This window comes from Saccharothrix coeruleofusca, from assembly GCF_017876325.1.
Lineage (GTDB): Bacteria > Actinomycetota > Actinomycetes > Mycobacteriales > Pseudonocardiaceae > Actinosynnema > Actinosynnema coeruleofuscum.
In genome coordinates, this window is record NZ_JAGINV010000001.1 from 632,022 (window position 1) to 652,113 (window position 20,092).

Below are 20,092 nucleotides of genomic sequence, written 5' to 3' on the forward strand. Positions count from 1 at the left end.
GAGAGGTGGACATGCGCGTCCTGTCGGTTGACCTGGGCACTTCCAACACCGTGGCGGTGCTGGCCGCACACGGCCGGCCACCCAGGGTGGTGGAGGTGGACGGCTCCGCGACCATGCCCTCGGCCGTCTACTGCGAGGAGGACGGCACGCTGGTGGTGGGTCGCGACGCCGAGCGCCGCGCCCGGCTCGACCCGTCCCGCTTCGAGCCCAACCCCAAGCGCCGCGTGGACGAGGGCGCGCTGCTGCTGGGCGACAACGTCGTGGCCGTCACCGACGCGCTGGCCGCGGTGCTGCGCCGCGTGCTGGAGGAGACCACCCGCCAGCTGGGCGGCGAGCGGATCGACGAGTTCCGCCTCACCCACCCCGCCGAGTGGGGGCAGCCCCGGCGCAACGTGCTGATGTCCGCGGCCCGGCTGGCGGGGGTGGACGGCGAGATCGTGCTGGTGCCGGAGCCGGTCGCGGCGGCATCGCACTACGCCTCGCTGTCGGTCGGCCAGGCGCTGGCCGTGTACGACCTGGGCGCGGGCACGTTCGACGTGGCCATCGTCGGCGCGACCAAGCAGGGCTTCACCGTGCTGGCCGCCGACGGCCTGCCGGACCTGGGCGGGCTGGACGTGGACCAGGCGCTGCTGGAGCACGTCGGCCGCCAGGTGGCGCACCGCGACCCGGCCCGCTGGCAGCGGCTGCTGCGCCCGGAGTCCACCGCCGACCGGCGGGCCCGGCGCGCGTTGCAGGAGGACGTGCGGGCGGCCAAGGAGTCGCTGTCCCGGCACCCGCACACCGAGGTGCCGATGCCGGAGCCGTTCGAGGACGTGCTGGTCACCCGCAACGACCTGGAGGCGCTGGTCCGGCCGAGCATGCTGCGCAGCGTGGAGCTGCTGGCCGCGACCATCCGCGCGACCGGGTTGACCCCCGAGCAGCTGGCGGGCATCTACCTGGTCGGCGGCTCCAGCCGCATCCCGCTGGTGGCCACGATGATCGCCGAGCAGGTGCGGGTCGTGCCGACCAGCCTGGACCAGCCGGAGACCGCGGTGGCGCTGGGCGCGCACCACGTGCCCAAGGACGGCGTGTCGGTCGCCGGGCCGCTGCCGGTCAGCGAGCAGCCGACCGTGGTCACCCGGCCGGTCGGCCCGACGGTCAGCGGGCCGCACCCGGTCGGCTCCCACCAGGTGAGCCCGGCCGTCAGCGGCCCCCACCAGGTGAATCCGGCGGTCAGCGGCCCCCACCAGGTGAATCCGGCGGTCAGCGGCGCGCACCAGGTCAACCCGGCGGCCAGCGGCCCGTACCAGGTCAACCCGACCACCAGCGGGTCCTACCAGGTCAACCCGGCGGTGAGCGGCCCGTACCAGGTCGGTTCCCCGGCGCCGCAGCAGTTCAACTTCCCCAGCGTCACCCCGCGCGCCCAGCAGCGGCGGCGGCGCGAGTGGCCCAACCGCACCGTGCTGCTCGCGGCGGGCGCGGCCGTGGTGCTGGTGGCGGCACTGGTGGGCGGATTCATCGCCTTCTCCGGGCCGGACGTGCCCAGCGCGCAGGACTGCAAGACCGACGTGGCGCAGGACGACAAGGGCTTCACCACCTGCCTGCGCCAGCTCGCGGGGGCGGTGGCCGACACCGCCGACTGCAAGGCGGGGAGCGACCAGGGCGTGTCCGGCATCAGCGCCATCAAGGGCACCGTGGTCAGCTGCGCGGTCAAGGACGACTACTCGGTGCAGTACATCCTCACCGAGACGGTCACCGGTGCGCAGCAGGGCGCGGACGCGGTGGTCCGCTCGCTCAAGGCCGACGTGGTCGAGGCGCAGTGGGCGGGCAACGGCCTGGTGGGCAAGTACCGCGCTTCGGCCGACGGCGGGTTGGGGCTGCTGGTGTTCACCGCGGACGAGCGCCCGCTGCTGGGCATCGTGACCAAGAGCGGCGAGGAGGAGCTGACCGCCGACGCCATCGCCGACTTCTTCGAGAACACCCTCCAGCCGGGCACCTGACTCCCTGGATGGGCGCTTGGACGGCCCGGTCCGGCGTGCCACGATCAGTGATCATGGTTGTCGTCGTCGAAGTCGTGCAGCGCCGCGTGCTGCGGGTGCTGGCGGTCTCCCAGGTGCTGGGGTCCGCGGGGATCACCATCGGCTTGACCCTGAGCACGCTGGTCGCGGCGGCGCTGGCGCACTCCGACGTGGTGGGCGGCCTGGCGCAGACCGGCGCGGTGCTGGGCGCGGCGCTGTTCGCCCTGCCCGCGGCGCGCGTGGCGAACCGGTACGGGCGTCGCCCGGCGCTGGTCGCGGGCTACGGCATCGGCGCGGCGGGGGCGCTGGTGGCCGCGTGCGCGGTGGTGCTGGGTTCCTGGCAGCTGCTGCTGCCCGCGCTGGTGCTGTTCGGCGCGGCGGGCAGCGCCAACCTGGCCGCCAGGTACGCCGGGGCCGACCTGGCACCGCCCCGGCAGCGGGCCCGGTCGCTTGCGCTGGTGGTGTGGGCGGCGACGTTCGGGGCGGTCCTCGGGCCGAACCTGGCCGAGCCCGCCGGCCGGTGGGCGGTGCTGCTGGGGCTGCCCGTCGGCGCGGGGCCGTACCTGCTGTCGGCGGTCGTGTTCGCCACGGCCGCGGTCGTGGTGCTGGGGTTCCTGCGGCCTGATCCGCTGGTGGTGGCCCGGTCCGCGCCGGTGGCGCCCGCGCACTGCGCGGGCGGGGGTGTGGTGGGCACGCGCGGCAGCGCTGAGGTGTGGCGGTCGCTGCCCGCCGCGGGCAGGCTCGCGCTGGGCGGGGTCACCCTGTGCCACACCGCGATGGTCGGCCTTATGTCGATGACCCCGGTGCACATGGACCACGGCGGCTCGTCGCTGCGCGTGGTCGGCCTGGTGATCAGCCTGCACGTGGCGTCGATGTACGTGGCCAGCCCGCTGTTCGGGTGGGTGGCCGACCGGTGGGGACGGGTGCCGGTGCTGGCGATCGGGACCGCGCTGGTGGTGGCCGCCGCGGGCGTGGCCGGGATGGCGCCCTCGCACGGGGCACCGCAGCTGGCCGCCGGGCTGGCCCTGCTCGGGTTCGGCTGGTCGGCGGGCCTGGTGGCGGGTTCGGCGCTGCTCACCGAGTCGGTCGCGGTGGCGGACCGGCCCGCCGCGCAGGGCCTGTCCGACCTGTGCATGAACGTCGGCGGCGCGGTGGGCGGGGTGGTGGCGGGCGTGGTGATCACGGCGTGGTCCTACGCCGCGCTGGGCCTGCTGGTGGGGTTCGCCGCCCTGCCCCTGCTGGTGATCTGCCTCTACACCTCGGCGCAGCGGGCGGGCTGATCGGCGCCCGCTCAGGCGGTGCGGGGGCGGCTGGGGTCGCGGGGCGGGCGGCGTCGCGGATCGGCCCCCGGACCGGCGACGGCGACCACGTCGGTCGCGGCGGGCTCCTGGCCGCAGTCGTCGCAGCGGGCGTGCACGTGGACCGGCCCGCCGCAGCCCTCGTGCTCGTACAGGACCGGTGGCCCCTGCGGCGCCGCCCACCGGTCGCCCCACTCGGTCAGCGCGACGATGACCGTGCCGAGTTCGCGACCTTTCCGGGTGAGCACGTACTCCCGGCCTTCGCGGCGCTGCATCAACCCGTCGGCCACGAACCCGTCCAGGCGCTTGGCCAGGACGTTCGGCGCGACCCCGAGCCCGCGCTCGAAGTCGGAGAACCGGGTCATGCCCGCGAACACCGCGTTGCGGATGATCAGCAGGCTCCAGCGCTCGCCGACCAGTTCCAGCGCGCGGGCAGCCGAGCAGTTCTCGCGTTCGTACGTCCGACCAAGCACGGGGCCGATGGTCCGTGATCCGCTTGTGTGATGCAAGTAGACCCCTTAGCTTACTTGCATCACACAAGTTCAAGGACCGGGAGGCCGTCGTGGACCGACCGCAGGTGGTGACCAGGGACGAATGGCTGGTCGCCCGCCGGGAGCTGCTGGCCAGGGAGAAGGAGCTGACGCGGGCGCAGGACGCGCTCAACGCCGACCGGCGGCGGCTGCCGGTGGTGCGGGTGGCGAAGGACTACCGGTTCACCGGCCCGGACGGCGAGGTCGGGCTGCTGGACCTGTTCGACGGGCGGCGCCAGCTGGTGCTGCAGCACTTCATGTTCGACCCGTCCTGGGACCAGGGCTGCCGCAGCTGCAGCGCGATGGCCGACGACCTCAGCGAGGGCGCGCGTGCCCACCTGGCCGCCCGCGACACCGCGTTCGCCGCCGTCTCGCGCGCGCCGTACCCGAAGCTGGCCGCCTACCGGCAGGCCAAGGGGTGGACCTTCCCCTGGTACTCCTCGCACGGCAGCGACTTCAACTACGACTTCCACGTCTCGCTGGACCCGGCGGTCGCGCCCAATGAGTACAACTTCCGGAGCGGCGACGAGCTGACCGCCGCCGGGCAGGGCTGGCTGATCGACTACGTCGGCGAGCAGCCGGGGGTCAGCGCCTTCCTGCGCGACGGGGACGAGGTCTTCCACACCTACGCCGCCTACGGCCGGGGCGTCGAGGTGATGATGCACGCCTACCGGCTGCTGGACATCACCGCGCTGGGCGCAGCGAGGAGTGGGAGGAGCCGAAGGGCGGGCTGGCCGCCCCGCACCCCGCCGACCCCGGCTTCACCAGCTGATCAGCGCTTGCGGTTGTACCAGAGGGCGCGCAGGCCGACCACGATCGCCGCGACCAGGCCCGCGATGACCAGCACGGTGCCCAGCGGCGACGACAGGCCGGTCGGATCTTGCTGGAGCAGCAGCATGCTTCGAGGCTAGCGCGCCGCCGCGGCGAACTCGCGCACGCGCGCGGTTTCCGCCGAAGTGCGCCAGACCAGGCCCCACCGCAGCGCCGGGGCGTCGCGGAAGGGCACGAAAGCGACCCTGGGGCGGGCGAAGTGCTCGGCGGCGTGCGCGCCCAGCGGGCACACGCCCTCGTCGGCCGCGATGGCGGTCAGCAGCTCCTGGAACGTCGCGGGCGACCTGGCCGCCCGGACCGGCAGGCCGCCGGGCGTGCGATCCAGCCAGAAGGCGGCGCGGAACACCGGCGCGCGCGCCAGGTCCTCCAGGGACACCGAGGCCAGCTTGGCGAACGGGTGGGTCGCGGCCACGGCCAGCACCAGCGGCTCCCGCCACAGGACCGGCCCGGTGGTCAGGTCGGGTTCGTCGACCGGGAACAGGGCCACCAGCGCGTCCACCTCGTCCGCGCGCAGCAGCGCGAGCGGGTCGGCGAAGTCCGCCTCCCGGATCAGCACCTCGCCGGGGTGCTCGGCGCGGAACCGGTCGATCACGTCCGCGACCAGGTCCGCGACGGCCGGTGCCTGGAAGCCGACGCGCAGCCCGCCGGTGCCCCGCGCCGCGGCCACCGCCCGCGCGACGCCCGCCACGATCTGCCGGTAGGCGGGCGCGAGGTCGTCGCGCAGCCGCTGCCCGATGGGGGTCAGCGCGACCCGCCGGCTGGTCCGCTCGAACAGCGGGGCGCCGATCCGCCGCTCCAGCCGCTTGACCGTCTGGCTGACCCTGGCCTGGGAGACCCGCAGCCGCTCGGCGGTGCGGCTGAAGTGCAGCTCCTCGGCCAGGGTGAGGAAGACCTCCAGGTCGCGCCGTTCCATAACGCCCAGGTTATCGTTCCATTCGATCTTCGTCGTTGTTCGGGCCCGGCCGGACGACGATCGTGAAGCGCATGGACAACACCCTCCTGGTCCGCGCCGCGGCCGCTGAAGCGCTCGACGCCGACCCCGCCGCCGTGGTGACCCTGCTGGCCGACCTCGACGGCCTGACTTGCAACCGGTCCACCTTCCGCCAGGGGGCCGACGGCGCGCCGCCGCACTTCCACACCCGCGCCTCGGAGTTGTTCTTCGTGCTCGACGGCTCGCTGGAGGTGCTGCTGGGGCAGGAGGTGGTGGTGCTGGAGCGGGGCGACTTCCTGGTCGTGCCGCCGGGGGTGCCGCACGCCTTCGGCGCGGCGGGCGGCGCGGACGCCGACGTGCTGTTCGTGTTCACGCCGGGGATGGGGCGGTTCGACTACTACCGCCTTCTCGATCGGGTGCAACGCGGTCAGGCGAACGCCGAGGAGATCGCCGCCTCCCAGGACCGCTTCGACAACCACTACGTCGACAGCCCGGTCTGGAAGGCCGCCCGCGCGCGCTAGCCTGGGTCCGATGCGCAACACGGTGTTCCGCAAGCTGATGGCGAACGAGTTCGGCCAGGTCAGGGCGGAGATGGTGGCAAGGGACCACGTGATGTCGGCGCTCGGCGGGCGCACTGCCGACGAAGCGCTGGAAGCAGGTGTGCCCGCCAAGGAGGTCTGGCTCGCGGTCTGCGACGCGTTCGAGGTGCCCGAACACCGCCGGTGAGGGCAGACGTGTCGAAGACGCGATCGAACACCTGTTCGGCTACACTCGTTGACCACCACCGGGTGAGAACAGCCCGCTGGTCACCGGGTCGCCGCCGGAAATTGTCGTACCCCGCCCGTACCGTCGGCCCCGACACCACAGCGACCCAGAGACAAACCGAGGTGGACTCGAAGATGGCACCCCAGGCACCCGACCGGGACAAGGCCCTCGAACTGGCCCTGGCCCAGATCGACAAGCAGTTCGGCAAGGGCTCGGTCATGCGGCTCGGCGAGGAGGGCCGCGCCCCGATCGAGGTGATCCCCACCGGCGCCATCGCGCTCGACGTGGCGCTGGGCATCGGCGGCCTCCCGCGCGGCCGCGTGGTCGAGATCTACGGCCCGGAGTCCTCCGGCAAGACGACGGTGGCCCTGCACGCGGTCGCCAACGCCCAGCGCAACGGCGGCATCGCGGCGTTCATCGACGCCGAGCACGCGCTGGACCCGGACTACGCCCGCAAGCTGGGCGTGGACACCGACGCCCTGCTGGTCTCCCAGCCCGACACCGGCGAGCAGGCGCTGGAGATCGCGGACATGCTGGTCCGCTCCGGCGCGCTGGACATCCTGGTCGTGGACTCGGTGGCGGCGCTGGTGCCGCGCGCCGAGATCGAGGGCGAGATGGGCGACAACCACGTCGGCCTCCAGGCGCGCCTGATGAGCCAGGCGCTGCGCAAGATCACCGGCGCGCTCAACGCGTCCAACACCACGGCGATCTTCATCAACCAGCTGCGCGAGAAGATCGGCGTGATGTTCGGCTCGCCGGAGACCACGACGGGCGGCAAGGCGCTGAAGTTCTACGCCTCGGTCCGGCTGGACGTGCGGCGCATCGAGACCCTGAAGGACGGCGGCGAGCCGGTCGGCAACCGCACCAGGGTCAAGGTCGTCAAGAACAAGGTGGCCCCGCCGTTCAAGCAGGCCGAGTTCGACATCCTCTACGGCGTGGGCATCAGCCGCGAGGGCTCGCTCATCGACATGGGCGTCGACCAGGGCATCCTGCGCAAGTCCGGCGCCTGGTACACCTACGAGGGCGACCAGCTCGGCCAGGGCAAGGAGAACGCGCGCAAGTTCCTGCGCGAGAACCCGGACGTGGCCAACGAGATCGAGAAGCGGATCAAGGACAAGCTCGGCATCGGGGCGACCCTCGACGCCGACGACACCGCGCCCGCTCCGGTCGACTTCTAGCCCGCGGTGGCGGGACGAGGCGGTCGGGGTCGCGGGGCACCCCGCGACCCCGAGATCGCAGCCGAGGTCGAGGTCGACCCGGTCAAGGAGCAGCGCAGGGCGACCGACCTGTGCTACGCGCTGCTCACAGCCAGGGCGCGCACCAGGGTGGAGCTGCGGGACGCCCTGCTGCGCAAGGGCATCAGCGAGTCCACCGCGGAGCTGGTGCTGGCCAAGTTCGACCGTGCGGGCCTGATCGACGACGCGGCGTTCGCCGAGGTGTGGGTCAGGTCGCGGCACACGCACCAGGGCCTGGGCAGGCGGGCGCTGGCCCTGGAGCTGCGCCGCAAGGGCGTGGCGGACGAGGTCGCGGCCGAGGCCGTGGCGGCGGTGGACGACGAGGCCGAGCAGGAGCGGGCGCGCGAGCTGGTGCGCAAGAAGCTGCGGACCCTCGGCGGGGTGGACGACACGACCAAGATCCGCCGCTTGGTCGCCGCGCTGGCCCGCAAGGGCTACGCCGAGGGCATGGCCTACCGCGTGGTCCGCGAGGAGCTGCGCCGGGCGGGCGAGGAGGCCGACGAGTTGGACGGCCTGCTGCCGGACTGACCTCGCCCGTGCTCGCGGTCAGTGCTCGCGGTCAGTGCTCGCGCAACCGCCAGAACTGGCGCTTGCGGTCCTCGCGCACCACGACTCCGAGCCTGCCCAGCTCCTCGCGCAGCTGGGCCGCGTCCTCCGCGTCGCGCTTGCGCAGCGCTTCGGCGCGCACCCGGAGCAGGGCGTCCGCGCCCGGCGGCAGGCCGGGCACGCCCTCGACCCAGCGCCGGTACTCGTCGCGGTGCGGGTCGCCGTCGGGCAGCCACGGGTAGCCGTGGGACTGGAAGGCGTCCGCCAGCTCGTCGGCGTCCAGCTCCGCGTCCTCCCTGGTCAGCTCGCCGCCGTCGAGCCCGAGCAGGACGAGCTTGCGGCCGTCGAGGAACACGCCCGCGATCCGCGTCCGGTCGAACTCGCGGGTGGTGCCGTTCCCCCTGGTGAACACCACGCGGTCGTCGGCCACCTCGACGGCGAGCCGTTCGAGCGCGGCGAGGACGGAGAGCACCAGGCCGCCCAGCGCCCCCACCACCAGCGCGCCGACCGTGGCGTGCGGTTCGGGGATCGAGGCGACCAGCTGGAAGGGCCCGCGCATCGGCGCCCACGGCAGGGCTGCCACCCAGTCCGCCACCAGCACGACCAGCCACAGCAGGAAAGCACCCAGCACCGGGAAGCCGACCCACACCAGGGTGGTGGTCTGCTTCGACTGGGTCACCGTCGTGCGCCGTGCTTCCATCGCTCCCCTCCCGTGCGGCACCGGACCACTGCCCGACCATGATCCACGACGGCCGTCGCGCGGGAGACCACCCCTCCGTGTAGCGACCGTTCCGGTGGTTGACCGGATTCCGGGCGCACTGCGGTATCTGGCGTGACCCGAGTCACTCCTGAGGGGCGTACGCCGCCTACTCCAGGAGTCGCACACCATGAGCCAACCCACACCGCCCCCCGGACCGAGATCGGTCCGGCTGGTCTTCACCTACGAGGACGACCAGGTCCGCCTGGTCCTGCAACAGCCCGTCGACCTGGCCGTGACCGGCTTCGACCTGCCCCGCGAGGCCACGCCGGGCGACCACGTCGAGGTCCGCGACGCCGAGGGCAACGCGCTCAGCCGCGTCCCGATCCGGGTGGGTCTGTCCGCCAGCGCCGAGGTGTTCCCCGAGCACCCCGGCGAGCCGATCACCCGCACCGACCTGCCCAGGGCCCAGGGTGCCTTCACGGTGGTCGTGCCGGTGGACGAGGTCGCCGACCACGTCACGGTCCTGCGCGTCCCGGCGGGCGACGTGGGTGTCCAGTCGGTGACCGAGCTGGCCAGCTTCCCGCTGGAGGGGCGATGACCACCTCCGACGGCGCGGTCATCGGCACCACGCAGATCTTCGGCTCGGCCCCGCGCAACCGGGCGTTCAACATCGTGCTGCTCGCCGAGGGCTTCACCGCCGCGCAGCAGGGCGCCTTCAACACCGCCGCGGCCTCGTTCGTCACCGCGCTGCTGGGCACCCCGCCGTTCGGGGACCTCAGCCCGGCGATCAACGTCTTCCGGGTCAACGTCCGCTCCACCGACTCCGGCGCCGACGACCCGGCCTCGGCGGGCGGCACGGGCGCGAGCGTGCGCACCTACTTCGACGCCACCTTCGGCGGCAACGGCATCCGCAGGCTGCTGCTGGTCAACCAGACCACGGCGCTGCAGGTGGCGACCGCGCAGGTGCCGGAGTTCAGCCTGGTGCTGGTGGTGGTCAACTCGACGGTCTACGGCGGCGCGGGCGGCTCGGTGGGCACGTACTCGCTGGCGGGCGGCGCCACCGAGATCGCCATCCACGAGGCCGGGCACACCGCGTTCGGCCTGGCCGACGAGTACGCCTACTACGCGGGCGGCAACGAGACCGGGCACGACCACCACCCGGCCACCGAACCGTCCGAGCCCAACGTCACGATCAACCGCGACCGCGCCACGCTGAAGTGGCGCTGGGCGGTCAACGCCGCCACCGCGATCCCCACGATGTCCAACCCGGACTGCTCCAAGGTGGACACCCGGCCGAGCCCGGTGCCCGCGGGCACGGTGGGCGCGTTCGAGGGGGCGCACTACTACCACTGCGGCGCGTACCGGCCGGAGCACGGCTGCAAGATGCGGGACCTGGGCGTGCCGTTCTGCCGGGTCTGCCGCCAGGTGATCTGGAACCGGATCGGTCCGCTGACCACGTTGTCCGCGCGGGCCCGGACGCCGATCAGCGTGGTGGCGCGCTTCCCCGAGCACCTGGACGTGTTCGCGGTGGCGGACGACGGCCGCACGATGAGCGACTGGTGGAGCCCCGGCACGGGCTGGGCGGGCTGGTTCCACGTCTCCGGGGGCCTCGCCTCGCCGGGTGGGGCGGGTGCGCCGGTGACCTCCATCGCGCGCAACCCCGACCACCTGGACCTGTTCACCGTCGGCACCGACAACCGGGTGTGGAGCGCCTGGTGGGACGCCGCGTCGGGCTGGTCGGGGTGGTTCCAGGTGGGCGGCCTGGTGTGCAGGCCCGGTTCCACGGTGACGGTGGTGGCGCGCAACCCCAACCACCTGGACCTGTTCACCACCGCCTCGGACGGCCGCACCATGTCGACGTGGTGGGACGCCGCGACCGGGTGGGCGGGCTGGTTCCACGTGTCCGGCGGCGTGGCAGCGGCGGGCGCGCCGGTCACCGCCATCGCGCGCAACCCCAACCACCTGGACCTGTTCACCGTCGGCACGGACAACCGCGTCTACAGCACCTGGTGGGACGCCGCGACGGGGTGGGCGGGCTGGTTCCGGCTCGGCACCCTGACCTGTCGCCCGGACTCGGCGGTGACCGTGGTGGCGCGCAACCCGAACCACCTGGACCTGTTCACCACGGCGTCCAACGGCCGGGTGATGTCCGCGTGGTGGGACGCCGCCAGCGGGTGGGCCGACTGGTTCCACGTGTCCGGCGGTGTGGCCTCGCCGGGGTCCTCGGTGAGCGCGGTGGCGCGCAACCCCGACCACCTGGACCTGTTCACCCTCGGCACGGACAACCGCGTCTACAGCACGTGGTGGGACGCCGCCAGCGGCTGGGCGGGCTGGTTCCAGGTCTCCGGCGGCGTGGGCCGCGCGGGCGGGCACGTCGCCGCGATCACCCGCAGACCGGACCACCTGGACCTGTTCACGGTGGGCACGGACAACCGCGTCTACAGCACGTGGTGGAACGCCGCCAGCGGCTGGGCGGGCTGGTTCCAGCTCTCCGTGTCGTGAGCGAAAGGGGGCGGCCGGCTTCCCCGGCCGCCCCCATCACACCTGCAAGTACTACCCGGCGCCCGCCAGTGGGTCGTTATCTACCACCCGACTCGGCGAACGCTGCCCGAACGCGTGACCCGCGAGCGCCGCGGCGCGGGCTACAGGGCCGCGGCGGCGCGGGCCAGCGCCTCGACGCGGTCGAAGTCGCCCGCCGCCAGCGCGTCCTTCGGCGTCAGCCACGAGCCGCCGACGCAGCCCACGTTGGGCAGCGCCAGGTAGCGCGGGGCCGACTCGGCGGTGATCCCGCCGGTCGGGCAGAACCGCAGACCGGGCAGCGGGCCGCCGATGGACTTGAGGTAGTCCACGCCGCCCGCGGCCTCGGCCGGGAAGAACTTCAGCGCGGTCAGGCCGCGCTCGGCCAGCCGCATCGCCTCGGACACGGTCGCCGCGCCGGGCAGGAACGGCAGCCCGGTGTCCTCCGCGGCGTCGAGCACCCGGTCGGTCGAGCCGGGGGTGACCAGGAACGCGGCACCCGCCTTGGCGGCCTGCTCGGCGTGCTCGGGCGCGGTCACCGTGCCCGCGCCGATGACGATCTCGGGCACCTCGGCGGCCACCCGCTCGATCGCGGCGAGCGCGGCGGGCGTGCGCAGGGTCAGCTCGATGACGCCGATGCCCCCGCGCAGCAGCGCCCGCGCCAGCGGCACGGCGTGGGCGGCGTCGTCCACGACGACGACCGGGATGACGGGGGACAGCGCCAGCAGATCCGCGCTGGTGGTCACCGGCTCACCTCCTGGTTCCTCTGCCCCGCGAAGTGCGAGGCGGCGATCGGGCCGAACACGCTGGCGCCCCGGTCGGCGGGGCCGACCGACCGGCGCAGCGCGGCGAACAGCTCACGCCCGGTGCCGGACCACGCCTGCGCGTCCGGCGGGAAGTCCACCAGGTCGCGCGCGGCCAGCTCCGCCGGGTCCACCAGCGCCTCCAGCGTCCCCGTCTCGGCGTCCACGCGCAGCACGTCGCCGTCGCGCACGCGGGCCAGCGGGCCGCCCACGGCCGCCTCGGGGGTGAGCTGGATGGCGGCCGGGACCTTGCCCGACGCGCCGGACATCCGGCCGTCGGTCACCAGCGCCACCCGGAAGCCGCGGTCCATGAGCACGCCCAGCGCCGGGATGAGCTTGTGCAGCTCGGGCATCCCGTTGGCCTGCGGGCCCTGGTTGCGCACCACGACCACCACGTCGCGCTCCAGCTCGCCCGCCTTGAACGCCGCGCTGAACGCCTCCTGCGAGGTGAACACCCGCGCGGGCGCCTCCACGACGCGGTGCTCCGGCTTGACCGCCGAAACCTTGATCACCGCGCGGCCCAGGTTGCCCGAGATCATGCGCAGGCCGCCGTCGGCGGCGAAGGGGGTGCCCACGGGCCGCAGCACCTCGGTGTCCAGGCTCACCGCCGGGCCGTCGCGCCAGGTCAGCTCGCCGTCGACGAGCACCGGCTCCTGGCGGTAGCGGTCGAGGCCGTCGCCCGCCACGGTGCGCACGTCGCGGTGCAGCAGCCCGGCGTCCAGCAGCGTGCCGACCAGGAACTGCACGCCGCCCGCGGCCTGGAAGTGGTTGATGTCCGCGCCGCCGTTGGGGTAGACGCGGGCCAGCAGCGGCACCACCGAGGACAGGTCGGCGAAGTCGTCCCAGCTCAGCTCGATGCCCGCGGCCGAGGCGACGGCCACCAGGTGCATGGTGTGGTTGGTGGACCCGCCGGTGGCCAGCAGCGCGATCACGCCGTTGACCACGGCCTTCTCGTCGACCACGTGGCCGATGGGGGTGAACTGCTCGCCGCGGCTGATGGCGACGGCCCGGCGCGCGGCCTCCTCGGTCAGCGCCTTGCGCAGCGGGGTGCCCGGCGGCACGAAGCTCGCGCCGGGCAGGTGCAGGCCCATCACCTCCACCACGAGCTGGTTGGAGTTGGCGGTGCCGTAGAACGTGCAGGTGCCGGGGCTGTGGTAGGAGGCGGCCTCGGCTTCCAGCAGGTCTTCGCGGGTGGCCTTGCCCTCGGCGAACAGCTGCCGCACGCGGGCCTTCTCCGAGTTCGGCAGGCCCGAGCTCATCGGGCCCGCGGGCACCAGGATGGCGGGCAGGTGGCCGAAGGACAGCGCGCCGATGAGCAGGCCCGGCACGATCTTGTCGCACACGCCCAGCAGCAGCGCGGCGTCGAACATGTCGTGGGACAGCGCGATGGCGGTGGACATCGCGATCACGTCGCGGCTGAACAGCGACAGCTCCATGCCCGCGCGGCCCTGGGTGATGCCGTCGCACATGGCGGGGACGCCGCCCGCGAACTGGCTGATCCCGCCCGCTTCCCGCGCGGCCGCCTTGATCCACGCCGGGTACTCGTGCATCGGCTGGTGCGCCGAGAGCATGTCGTTGTAGGCGGACACGATCGCGACGTTGGGCCTGCGCAGCGCCCGCAGCGCGGCCTTGTCACCGCCGGTGATGCCCGCGAAGCCGTGGGCGAGGTTGCTGCACGCCAGGTCACCGCGCACGGGGCCCTCTTGGGCGGCGGCGTTCACGCGGTCGAGGTAGGCGGTCCGGCTTGCGGCACTGCGGGCGGCGATGCGTGCCGTCACCTCTGCGACGACGGGGTGCAGGTCGCTCATGGCGGCTGTCTCCGGTGGTGATCACGGGCTGTGATGGCCCAAGTGGACGGCAGCGCTGACGTCGCACGTACGGACGTGACTGCCCACACAGTAAGTGATGACCCCTCAGGATCACAAAAACGATTCAGTGTCTGGAACGCGAACACACGCCGTGTGGTCCTTGTCACAGCGGCCGCGAGCGGGCAGAGTCGGCTGACGGAACCCAGGGAGGTGCTGCCATGACGTCCTCCGAGATCGTGGAGCTCAGGCGTGCGCTCGGCCAGCTCCGCCAGTGCGTCGGCTCGCTGCGCACCCGCTACGGGGACGTGCCCGCGGTGCTGCGGCTCGCCAACGACGTGGAGCGGATGGACATCGACGCGAGCGAGCTCGTCGAACTGGACGGTCCGCCCAGGCCCCGGCAGGCGCCGCGGGTGGAGCGGGAGGTGGTGGTCGTGCCCGACACGCCCTACGACGCCTCGTTCTGGCAGGACGCCGACGACGAAGGTCTCGGCGGCTACCGCCACCGCACCTGACCGACCACGACCGGCCCCCGCGCACCGCGCGGGGGCCGGTTCGGTTTTCCCCGCGCATCCGCCACGACGACGTGGAACCCGAGGTGAGGCATGAGGGCCCAGATCGCCCACCGCACGCTGCGCACCGACCGCTGGTGGCTGCCGCCGCTGGCGACGTTCACGGGACTGCTGCTGATCTCGGTCTACGCGGCCGTGCGCACCTTCATGGGTGACTACTACTGGGTGGACGAGCACCGCTACCTCACGCCCATGTACTCGCCCTGCCTGAGCCAGGAGTGCCTGCCGGGGGCGGCGCACTTCGGCAGGCCGCTGCCCGCGCTGCCGGGGGTGCTCACCCCGCCGGTGGTGATCCTGCCGTTCCTGCTCGGCTTCCGGGTGACCTGCTACTACTACCGCAAGGCCTACTACCGGGCGGCGTGGCTGTCCCCGCCCGCGTGCGCGGTGGCCGAGCCGCACGCCCGCTACACCGGCGAGACCCGCTTCCCGCTGATCGCGCAGAACCTGCACCGCTACTTCTTCTACGCGGCCTCGATCCTGCTGCTGATCAACACCTACGACGCCTTCTACGCGCTGACCGCCGGCTTCGGGCTGGGCAACGTCGTGCTGCTGGTCAACGTGGCGCTGCTGGGCGCGTACACGCTGTCGTGCCACTCGTGCAGGCACATCGCCGGGGGCAGGCTCAAGCACTTCTCCCGGCACCCGGTCCGCTACTGGATGTGGACCCGGATCTCCAAGCTCAACGCCCGGCACATGCAGCTGGCGTGGGCCTCGCTGATCTTCGTGTGCGTGACGGACCTGTACGTGGCACTGGTCTCCGCCGGGGTCATCGGGGACCTCCGGTTCATCGACTAAGGAGCGGGTCTTGCCCGAGCTGGAACGGCATTCGTTCGACGTCCTCGTGATCGGCGCGGGCGGCGCGGGCCTGCGCGCCGCGATCGAGGCCAGGGAGCACGGGATGCGCACGGCGGTGCTGTGCAAGTCGCTGTTCGGCAAGGCGCACACGGTGATGGCCGAGGGCGGCATCGCCGCGGCCATGGGCAACGCCAACCCCAAGGACAACTGGCAGGTGCACTTCCGCGACACCATGCGCGGCGGCAAGTTCCTCAACGACTGGCGGATGGCCGAGCTGCACGCCAAGGAGGCGCCGCAGCGGGTGTGGGAGCTGGAGACCTACGGCGCGCTGTTCGACCGCACCGAGGACGGCCGGATCAGCCAGCGCAACTTCGGTGGTCACGAGTACCCACGGCTGGCCCACGTCGGCGACCGCACCGGGCTGGAGCTGATCCGCAGCCTCCAGCAGAAGGTCGTGTCCCTGCAGCAGGAGGACCACGCGCGCAGCGGCGACTACGAGTCCCGGCTGCGGGTGTTCCAGGAGTTCACCGTCACCGACCTGGTGCTCGACGGCGGCGCGGTGGCCGGGGCGTTCGGCTACTGGCGCGAGACCGGCCGGTTCGCCCTGTTCGAGGCGCCCGCCGTGGTGCTGGCCACCGGAGGCATCGGCAAGTCGTTCAAGGTGACCTCGAACTCCTGGGAGTACACCGGCGACGGGCACGCGCTGGCGCTGCGGGCGGGCGCGTCGCTGATCAACATGGAGTTCGTCCAGTTCCACCCCACCGGCATGGTCTGGCCGCCCAGCGTGAAGGGCATCCTGGTCACCGAGTCGGTGCGCGGCGACGGCGGGGTGCTGCGCAACTCCGAGGGCAAGCGGTTCATGTTCGACTACATCCCCGAGGTGTTCAAGGACAAGTACGCCGACAACGAGGCCGAGGCCGACCGCTGGTACACCGACCCCGACAACAACCGCAGACCCCCGGAGCTGCTGCCGCGCGACGAGGTGGCCCGCGCGATCAACTCCGAGGTCAAGGCGGGGCGCGGGTCCGAGCACGGCGGCGTGTTCCTGGACGTGTCGAGCAGGCTGCCCGCCGAGGAGATCCGACGCAGACTGCCGTCGATGCACCACCAGTTCAAGGAACTGGCCGACGTCGACATCACCGCCCAGCCGATGGAGGTCGGGCCGACCTGCCACTACGTGATGGGCGGGGTGCGGGTCGACCCGGACACCGGCGCGTCGTCGGTGCCGGGGCTGTTCGCGGCGGGCGAGGTCTCCGGCGGGATGCACGGCTCCAACCGGCTGGGCGGCAACTCGCTGTCGGACCTGCTGGTGTTCGGCCGCCGCGCCGGGACGGGCGCGGCGGACTACGTGGCGGGCCTGGCGACGCGGCCCGCCTGCTCGGCCGAGGCGGTCGCGCGGGCCGAGCGCGTGGCGCTCGCGCCGTTCGAGCGCGAAGGCGGGGAGAACCCGTACACGCTGCACATGGAGTTGCAGCAGGTGATGAACGACCTCGTGGGCATCATCCGCAAGGCCGACGAGATGGACCAGGCGGTCAAGCGGCTGGAGGACCTCAAGCGGCGCGCGGCGGCGCTGACCGTGGAGGGGCACCGCCAGTTCAACCCCGGCTGGCACCTCGCGCTGGACCTGCGGAACATGCTGCTGGTCAGCGAGTGCGTCGCGCGCGCGGCGCTGCTGCGCACCGAGAGCCGAGGCGGGCACACCCGCGACGACTACCCCCGCATGGAGGCCGAGTGGCGGCGCAAGCTGCTGGTGTGCCGGGCCGCCGGGGACGGCGTCGAGGTCGTCGAGGAGCCGCAGCGGCCCATCCGCCCGGACCTGCTGGAGCTGTTCGAGTTCGGCGAGCTGCAGAAGTACCTGACCGCGGACGAGCTGGAGGGCTGACATGGGGTACCGGGGGCACTTCCGGGTGTGGCGCGGCGACTCCTCCGGCGGCGGGCTGGAGGACTTCACCGTCGAGGTCAACGAGGGCGAGGTGGTGCTCGACGTGATCCACCGCCTGCAGGCCACCCAGGCCGCGGACCTGGCGGTGCGGTGGAACTGCAAGGCGGGCAAGTGCGGCTCCTGCTCGGCGGAGGTCAACGGCAGGCCCCGGCTGCTGTGCATGACGCGGATGTCGGTGTTCGCGGAGGACGAGACGGTCACGGTGACGCCGATGCGCACCTTCCCGGTGATCCGCGATCTGGTGACCGACGTGTCGTACAACTACACCAAGGCGCGGGAGATCCCGGCGTTCCAGCCGCCCGAGGGCGTGCCGCCGGGGGAGTACCGGATGTCTCAGGTGGACGTCGAGCGGTCGCAGGAGTTCCGCAAGTGCATCGAGTGCTTCCTGTGCCAGAACACCTGCCACGTGATCCGCGACCACGAGGAGAACAAGGAGGCGTTCGCCGGGCCGCGGTTCCTGATGCGCGTGGCGGAGCTGGAGATGCACCCGCTGGACGAGGGGGACCGGGTGGGCGCGGCCCAGTCCGCGCACGGCCTTGGCCTGTGCAACATCACCAAGTGCTGCACGGAGGTCTGCCCCGAGCACATCAAGATCACCGACAACGCGCTGATCCCGATGAAGGAGCGGGTGGCCGACCGGCGCTACGACCCGATCGTGTGGTTGGGCAACAAGCTCTTCCGCCGTTCCTGAGCCCACCGCAAGCGCACGAGTCGTGCCAAGGACACCGCGACGCACCCGCACGTGGCGGTGACGAGCAGCACCATGAACGTCGGGTAGAGGTAGACCACCTGCACCCAGGCGACGTCACGCCCCCGGTAGAGGAAGCCGACCACCTGGTCGATCGTCGCGCACAGCACCGGCGCGATCAGAAGCGGGAGCAAGCGGACCGCGGTGCGCAGGGGCGAAGTCCGAGCGGCGGCCCAGCGGCGGGAACGCAGCACGCCGCGTACGGCGAGCACGACGGTTCCGAGGGTGAGCACCAGCAACACCGCGTCGACGAGGAGGAGGGGCGAACTCGGCGGCGGCACAGCGGTGTTCTCCAGCAGCGCGATGAGCCGTTCGGCGATGGCCTGGGCGTCGCCGTGGGCCAGCCCGGTGTTGGCCATGACCGCGACCCCGTAGCCCGACCCTGGCAGCAGCGCCTGGTGGGCGGTGGAGGTGAACAGGTCACCGCTGTGCTCGATGACGGGCGCTCCGGACGCGGTCGTCCCGACCGACCACCCCAGGGCGTAGGAGCCCGAGTTGGCCGAGGGGGTGTGCGTCCGGGCGATGCTCGACGCGGAGGCGACCTGCCCACCGTTCGGGCCGCGGCCGGAGTTGTTCTGCGCGATCAGCCACGCGGCCATGTCGTGCGCCGAGCTGAGCACCCCGCCGGAGCCGTTGCCGAAGGCGGGCGGCTCCGGCACCGCGATCGGCACGCCGAGCACCACGAGGTGGCCCCGCGCGCTCGGCGGCAGGTCGCGCTCGGTGTCGGCGGTGCGGCTGTCGACCATGCCGAGCGGGCCGAAGACGTGCCGCCGCAGGTAGTCGTCGAACGGCAGGCCGCTGACCACTTCGACCAGCCGGGCGGCCACCTGGTAGTTCGGGTTGTGGTACTCGTGCCGGGCGCCGGGGTCGGCGGCCAGGCGGGCCGCGCGCATCCCCGCCACCGCCTCGGCCAGCGAGTCCGGCTGCGGCCTGCTGAAGGCCGGGAAGGTCGTGTCGGACATCCCGGAGGTCTGGTCGAGCAGTTGGCGCACGGTGATCCGGTCGGCGCGCGGGTCGGCCATGGTGAACTCCGGCAGGTGCTCGCGCACCGGGTCGTCGAGGTCCACCCGGCCGGCCTCGACCAGTTGCACCACAGCGAGCGCGGTGAACGACTTGCTCACCGAGGCCACCGCCATCGCGGTGTGCTCGGTGACCGGGTCACCCGCCGGGGTGTGGCCGTACCCGGCCGCGCGCACCACCTCGGTCCCCCGCGTCACGGCCACCGCCGCGCCGGGCAGCCCGGTCGCGTCGCGGTACTGCTGGACCACGGCGTCGATGGCCGCTGGGGTGGGCGCTGCGTCGGGCGCGGACAGCCCGAAGAGGGCGGCGACGCCGGGCAGGACGAGCGTTCGGATCAGCACGCCGAGGATCTTCCGGTGGTCCGCTCCCCGTGGGATCGGACCACGATCCGAATTCGGGAGTCGGACCGCGGTCCTACCCGCGCACTGAGCTGTGATCGATCGCCTCGTCCCTGCTCATCACGGCCACCTCGGACCCGTCGAGGCCGACGCGCGTGATCAGCACGTCCACGAGGTCGGCGGGCAGGGCTGCCGCAGGCGGCTCAGGTGTCCCGTGAGAGGGTCCGGTTCGGCCCCGGCCGGGAAGTCACCGCGCGGCACCGACAAGCCAGTCGCGTAGCCGCTCGTCGTCGCTGAAGCTGATCAGCTGCACCAATCCCCAGTTGTCACGGTGGTTCGGAGCGTCGAGCAGGCGTTGCTGCCAGTCTTGTGCGTACTCGCGCAGAGCGTCGGTCATCTCGGTGATCGCTTCGTCGAACGACGCGCCATCAGCCGCCACTGGCAGCCCTGGGATGAACACCGACCAGCCGCCTGCCTCCGGGACGACCTGGGCGCGCGACGGAACGATCGATGTGAGGAGGTGGCGCAACCGCTTGACATCCACGACGGCTGTCGTAGCTGAGCCACGTCGAACCGTGGCGACTCGCCCCTTCTCCGCGGCGTCCAGCAAGTCCTTCAGATGTGCGCGAGCCTCGGTGTAGCTGTCGTAGTGAACAGCGGACATGCCGTCCTCCCAGGGGCGTGCCAGAGCCGGGGCAACCCGTTGCCCCGGCTCTGGC

The 20,092-nt window shown here is 72.8% G+C and carries 20 protein-coding genes; 13 read left to right on the top strand and 7 right to left on the bottom strand.

What is annotated here, in order from left to right; genetic code table 11:
* Positions 1 to 11: 11 nt before the first annotated feature.
* Both JOF41_RS03125 and JOF41_RS03130 read left to right on the top strand, forming a co-directional pair.
* A complete protein-coding gene (locus JOF41_RS03125) occupies positions 12 to 1,979 on the top strand; it encodes an Hsp70 family protein (protein WP_209616017.1) in 1,968 nt (655 codons plus the stop codon).
* A 53-nt stretch (positions 1,980 to 2,032) separates the two neighbouring features.
* A complete protein-coding gene (locus JOF41_RS03130; protein ID WP_209616022.1) occupies positions 2,033 to 3,277 on the top strand; it encodes an MFS transporter in 1,245 nt (414 codons plus the stop codon).
* Between the two features lie 11 nt (positions 3,278 to 3,288).
* Here JOF41_RS03130 and JOF41_RS03135 read toward each other — a convergent pair whose 3' ends face one another.
* On the bottom strand, positions 3,289 to 3,768 hold the full coding sequence (locus JOF41_RS03135) for a winged helix-turn-helix transcriptional regulator (RefSeq protein ID WP_189221899.1): 480 nt from the start codon (positions 3,766 to 3,768) through the stop codon (positions 3,289 to 3,291).
* A gap of 89 nt (positions 3,769 to 3,857) precedes the next feature.
* Here JOF41_RS03135 and JOF41_RS03140 point away from each other — a divergent pair, with 89 nt between their 5' ends.
* Positions 3,858 to 4,736: a DUF899 domain-containing protein gene (locus JOF41_RS03140; RefSeq protein ID WP_307867204.1), complete on the top strand. Its 879-nt coding sequence runs from the start codon at positions 3,858 to 3,860 to the stop codon at positions 4,734 to 4,736.
* Here the strand turns inward: JOF41_RS03140 and JOF41_RS03145 are convergent.
* Positions 4,733 to 5,569, bottom strand: a complete 837-nt coding sequence (locus tag JOF41_RS03145; protein WP_209616025.1) for a LysR family transcriptional regulator — start codon at positions 5,567 to 5,569, stop codon at positions 4,733 to 4,735. The genes JOF41_RS03140 and JOF41_RS03145 overlap by 4 nt on opposite strands.
* A 71-nt stretch (positions 5,570 to 5,640) precedes the next feature.
* On the opposite strand from JOF41_RS03145, the gene JOF41_RS03150 reads away from it, so the two are divergent.
* From JOF41_RS03150 to JOF41_RS03165, 4 genes are all read left to right on the top strand, one after another.
* On the top strand, positions 5,641 to 6,108 hold the full coding sequence (locus tag JOF41_RS03150) for a cupin domain-containing protein (RefSeq protein ID WP_189221896.1): 468 nt from the start codon (positions 5,641 to 5,643) through the stop codon (positions 6,106 to 6,108).
* A 10-nt stretch (positions 6,109 to 6,118) separates the two neighbouring features.
* Positions 6,119 to 6,313, top strand: a complete 195-nt coding sequence (locus tag JOF41_RS03155) for a DUF3046 domain-containing protein (RefSeq protein ID WP_189221895.1) — start codon at positions 6,119 to 6,121, stop codon at positions 6,311 to 6,313.
* Between the two features lie 173 nt (positions 6,314 to 6,486).
* Positions 6,487 to 7,530, top strand: coding sequence for a recombinase RecA (gene recA, locus JOF41_RS03160; RefSeq protein ID WP_189221894.1), 1,044 nt, complete (start codon positions 6,487 to 6,489; stop codon positions 7,528 to 7,530).
* A gap of 54 nt (positions 7,531 to 7,584) precedes the next feature.
* A complete protein-coding gene (locus tag JOF41_RS03165; RefSeq protein WP_209624004.1) occupies positions 7,585 to 8,115 on the top strand; it encodes a regulatory protein RecX in 531 nt (176 codons plus the stop codon).
* A gap of 31 nt (positions 8,116 to 8,146) precedes the next feature.
* Here the strand turns inward: JOF41_RS03165 and JOF41_RS03170 are convergent, their stop codons facing one another.
* Positions 8,147 to 8,833, bottom strand: coding sequence for a YqeB family protein (locus JOF41_RS03170; RefSeq protein ID WP_209616027.1), 687 nt, complete (start codon positions 8,831 to 8,833; stop codon positions 8,147 to 8,149).
* A gap of 187 nt (positions 8,834 to 9,020) precedes the next feature.
* Between JOF41_RS03170 and JOF41_RS03175 the strand changes: the two genes are divergently transcribed.
* A complete protein-coding gene (locus tag JOF41_RS03175; RefSeq protein WP_189221891.1) occupies positions 9,021 to 9,431 on the top strand; it encodes a hypothetical protein in 411 nt (136 codons plus the stop codon).
* The gene (locus JOF41_RS03180; protein WP_209616030.1) at positions 9,428 to 11,335 is read left to right on the top strand and encodes a M64 family metallopeptidase; all 1,908 of its coding nucleotides are present in this window, start codon (positions 9,428 to 9,430) and stop codon (positions 11,333 to 11,335) included. The genes JOF41_RS03175 and JOF41_RS03180 overlap by 4 nt, the downstream gene beginning before the upstream one ends.
* Before the next feature lie 140 nt (positions 11,336 to 11,475).
* Here the strand turns inward: JOF41_RS03180 and eda are convergent, their stop codons facing one another.
* On the bottom strand, positions 11,476 to 12,096 hold the full coding sequence (eda, locus tag JOF41_RS03185) for a bifunctional 4-hydroxy-2-oxoglutarate aldolase/2-dehydro-3-deoxy-phosphogluconate aldolase (protein ID WP_209616033.1): 621 nt from the start codon (positions 12,094 to 12,096) through the stop codon (positions 11,476 to 11,478).
* Positions 12,093 to 13,961, bottom strand: coding sequence for a phosphogluconate dehydratase (gene edd, locus JOF41_RS03190; protein ID WP_209616036.1), 1,869 nt, complete (start codon positions 13,959 to 13,961; stop codon positions 12,093 to 12,095). The genes eda and edd overlap by 4 nt, the downstream gene beginning before the upstream one ends.
* A gap of 218 nt (positions 13,962 to 14,179) precedes the next feature.
* Between edd and JOF41_RS03195 the strand changes: the two genes are divergently transcribed.
* The 4 genes from JOF41_RS03195 (at position 14,180) to JOF41_RS03210 (ending at position 17,958) form a co-directional block, all read left to right on the top strand.
* Positions 14,180 to 14,473, top strand: coding sequence for an Rv0250c family protein (locus JOF41_RS03195; protein ID WP_189221887.1), 294 nt, complete (start codon positions 14,180 to 14,182; stop codon positions 14,471 to 14,473).
* A 90-nt stretch (positions 14,474 to 14,563) separates the two neighbouring features.
* Positions 14,564 to 15,325: a succinate dehydrogenase subunit SdhC gene (gene sdhC, locus JOF41_RS03200; protein ID WP_189221886.1), complete on the top strand. Its 762-nt coding sequence runs from the start codon at positions 14,564 to 14,566 to the stop codon at positions 15,323 to 15,325.
* A 10-nt stretch (positions 15,326 to 15,335) separates the two neighbouring features.
* A complete protein-coding gene (locus JOF41_RS03205; protein WP_209616039.1) occupies positions 15,336 to 17,207 on the top strand; it encodes a fumarate reductase/succinate dehydrogenase flavoprotein subunit in 1,872 nt (623 codons plus the stop codon).
* 1 nt (position 17,208) lies between these two features.
* Positions 17,209 to 17,958 carry a succinate dehydrogenase/fumarate reductase iron-sulfur subunit gene (locus JOF41_RS03210; protein ID WP_189221884.1) on the top strand — a complete coding sequence of 250 codons (750 nt, stop codon included), beginning with the start codon at positions 17,209 to 17,211 and terminating at the stop codon, positions 17,956 to 17,958.
* On the opposite strand, the gene JOF41_RS03215 is transcribed toward JOF41_RS03210, so the two are convergent.
* Both JOF41_RS03215 and JOF41_RS03220 read right to left on the bottom strand, forming a co-directional pair.
* Positions 17,910 to 19,376: a serine hydrolase domain-containing protein gene (locus tag JOF41_RS03215; protein ID WP_307867207.1), complete on the bottom strand. Its 1,467-nt coding sequence runs from the start codon at positions 19,374 to 19,376 to the stop codon at positions 17,910 to 17,912. The two genes, JOF41_RS03210 and JOF41_RS03215, sit on opposite strands and share 49 nt — an antisense overlap.
* Before the next feature lie 244 nt (positions 19,377 to 19,620).
* Complete coding sequence (locus tag JOF41_RS03220; protein WP_189221883.1) at positions 19,621 to 20,037, bottom strand: RelB antitoxin-like protein; 417 nt, start codon at positions 20,035 to 20,037, stop codon at positions 19,621 to 19,623.
* Positions 20,038 to 20,092: the final 55 nt, after the last annotated feature.

What these genes read in the sequence shown, in the direction of transcription:
- JOF41_RS03125 (WP_209616017.1), top strand. Translation starts at nt 12, where the DNA reads ATGCGCGTCCTGTCGGTTGACCTGGGCACTTCCAACACCGTGGCGGTG.
- JOF41_RS03130 (WP_209616022.1), top strand. Translation starts at nt 2,033, where the DNA reads ATGGTTGTCGTCGTCGAAGTCGTGCAGCGCCGCGTGCTGCGGGTGCTG.
- JOF41_RS03145 (WP_209616025.1), bottom strand. Translation starts at nt 5,569, where the DNA reads ATGGAACGGCGCGACCTGGAGGTCTTCCTCACCCTGGCCGAGGAGCTG.
- JOF41_RS03150 (WP_189221896.1), top strand. Translation starts at nt 5,641, where the DNA reads ATGGACAACACCCTCCTGGTCCGCGCCGCGGCCGCTGAAGCGCTCGAC.
- JOF41_RS03155 (WP_189221895.1), top strand. Translation starts at nt 6,119, where the DNA reads ATGCGCAACACGGTGTTCCGCAAGCTGATGGCGAACGAGTTCGGCCAG.
- recA (WP_189221894.1), top strand. Translation starts at nt 6,487, where the DNA reads ATGGCACCCCAGGCACCCGACCGGGACAAGGCCCTCGAACTGGCCCTG.
- JOF41_RS03170 (WP_209616027.1), bottom strand. Translation starts at nt 8,833, where the DNA reads ATGGAAGCACGGCGCACGACGGTGACCCAGTCGAAGCAGACCACCACC.
- JOF41_RS03175 (WP_189221891.1), top strand. Translation starts at nt 9,021, where the DNA reads ATGAGCCAACCCACACCGCCCCCCGGACCGAGATCGGTCCGGCTGGTC.
- JOF41_RS03180 (WP_209616030.1), top strand. Translation starts at nt 9,428, where the DNA reads ATGACCACCTCCGACGGCGCGGTCATCGGCACCACGCAGATCTTCGGC.
- edd (WP_209616036.1), bottom strand. Translation starts at nt 13,961, where the DNA reads ATGAGCGACCTGCACCCCGTCGTCGCAGAGGTGACGGCACGCATCGCC.
- JOF41_RS03195 (WP_189221887.1), top strand. Translation starts at nt 14,180, where the DNA reads ATGACGTCCTCCGAGATCGTGGAGCTCAGGCGTGCGCTCGGCCAGCTC.
- sdhC (WP_189221886.1), top strand. Translation starts at nt 14,564, where the DNA reads ATGAGGGCCCAGATCGCCCACCGCACGCTGCGCACCGACCGCTGGTGG.
- JOF41_RS03210 (WP_189221884.1), top strand. Translation starts at nt 17,209, where the DNA reads ATGGGGTACCGGGGGCACTTCCGGGTGTGGCGCGGCGACTCCTCCGGC.
- JOF41_RS03220 (WP_189221883.1), bottom strand. Translation starts at nt 20,037, where the DNA reads ATGTCCGCTGTTCACTACGACAGCTACACCGAGGCTCGCGCACATCTG.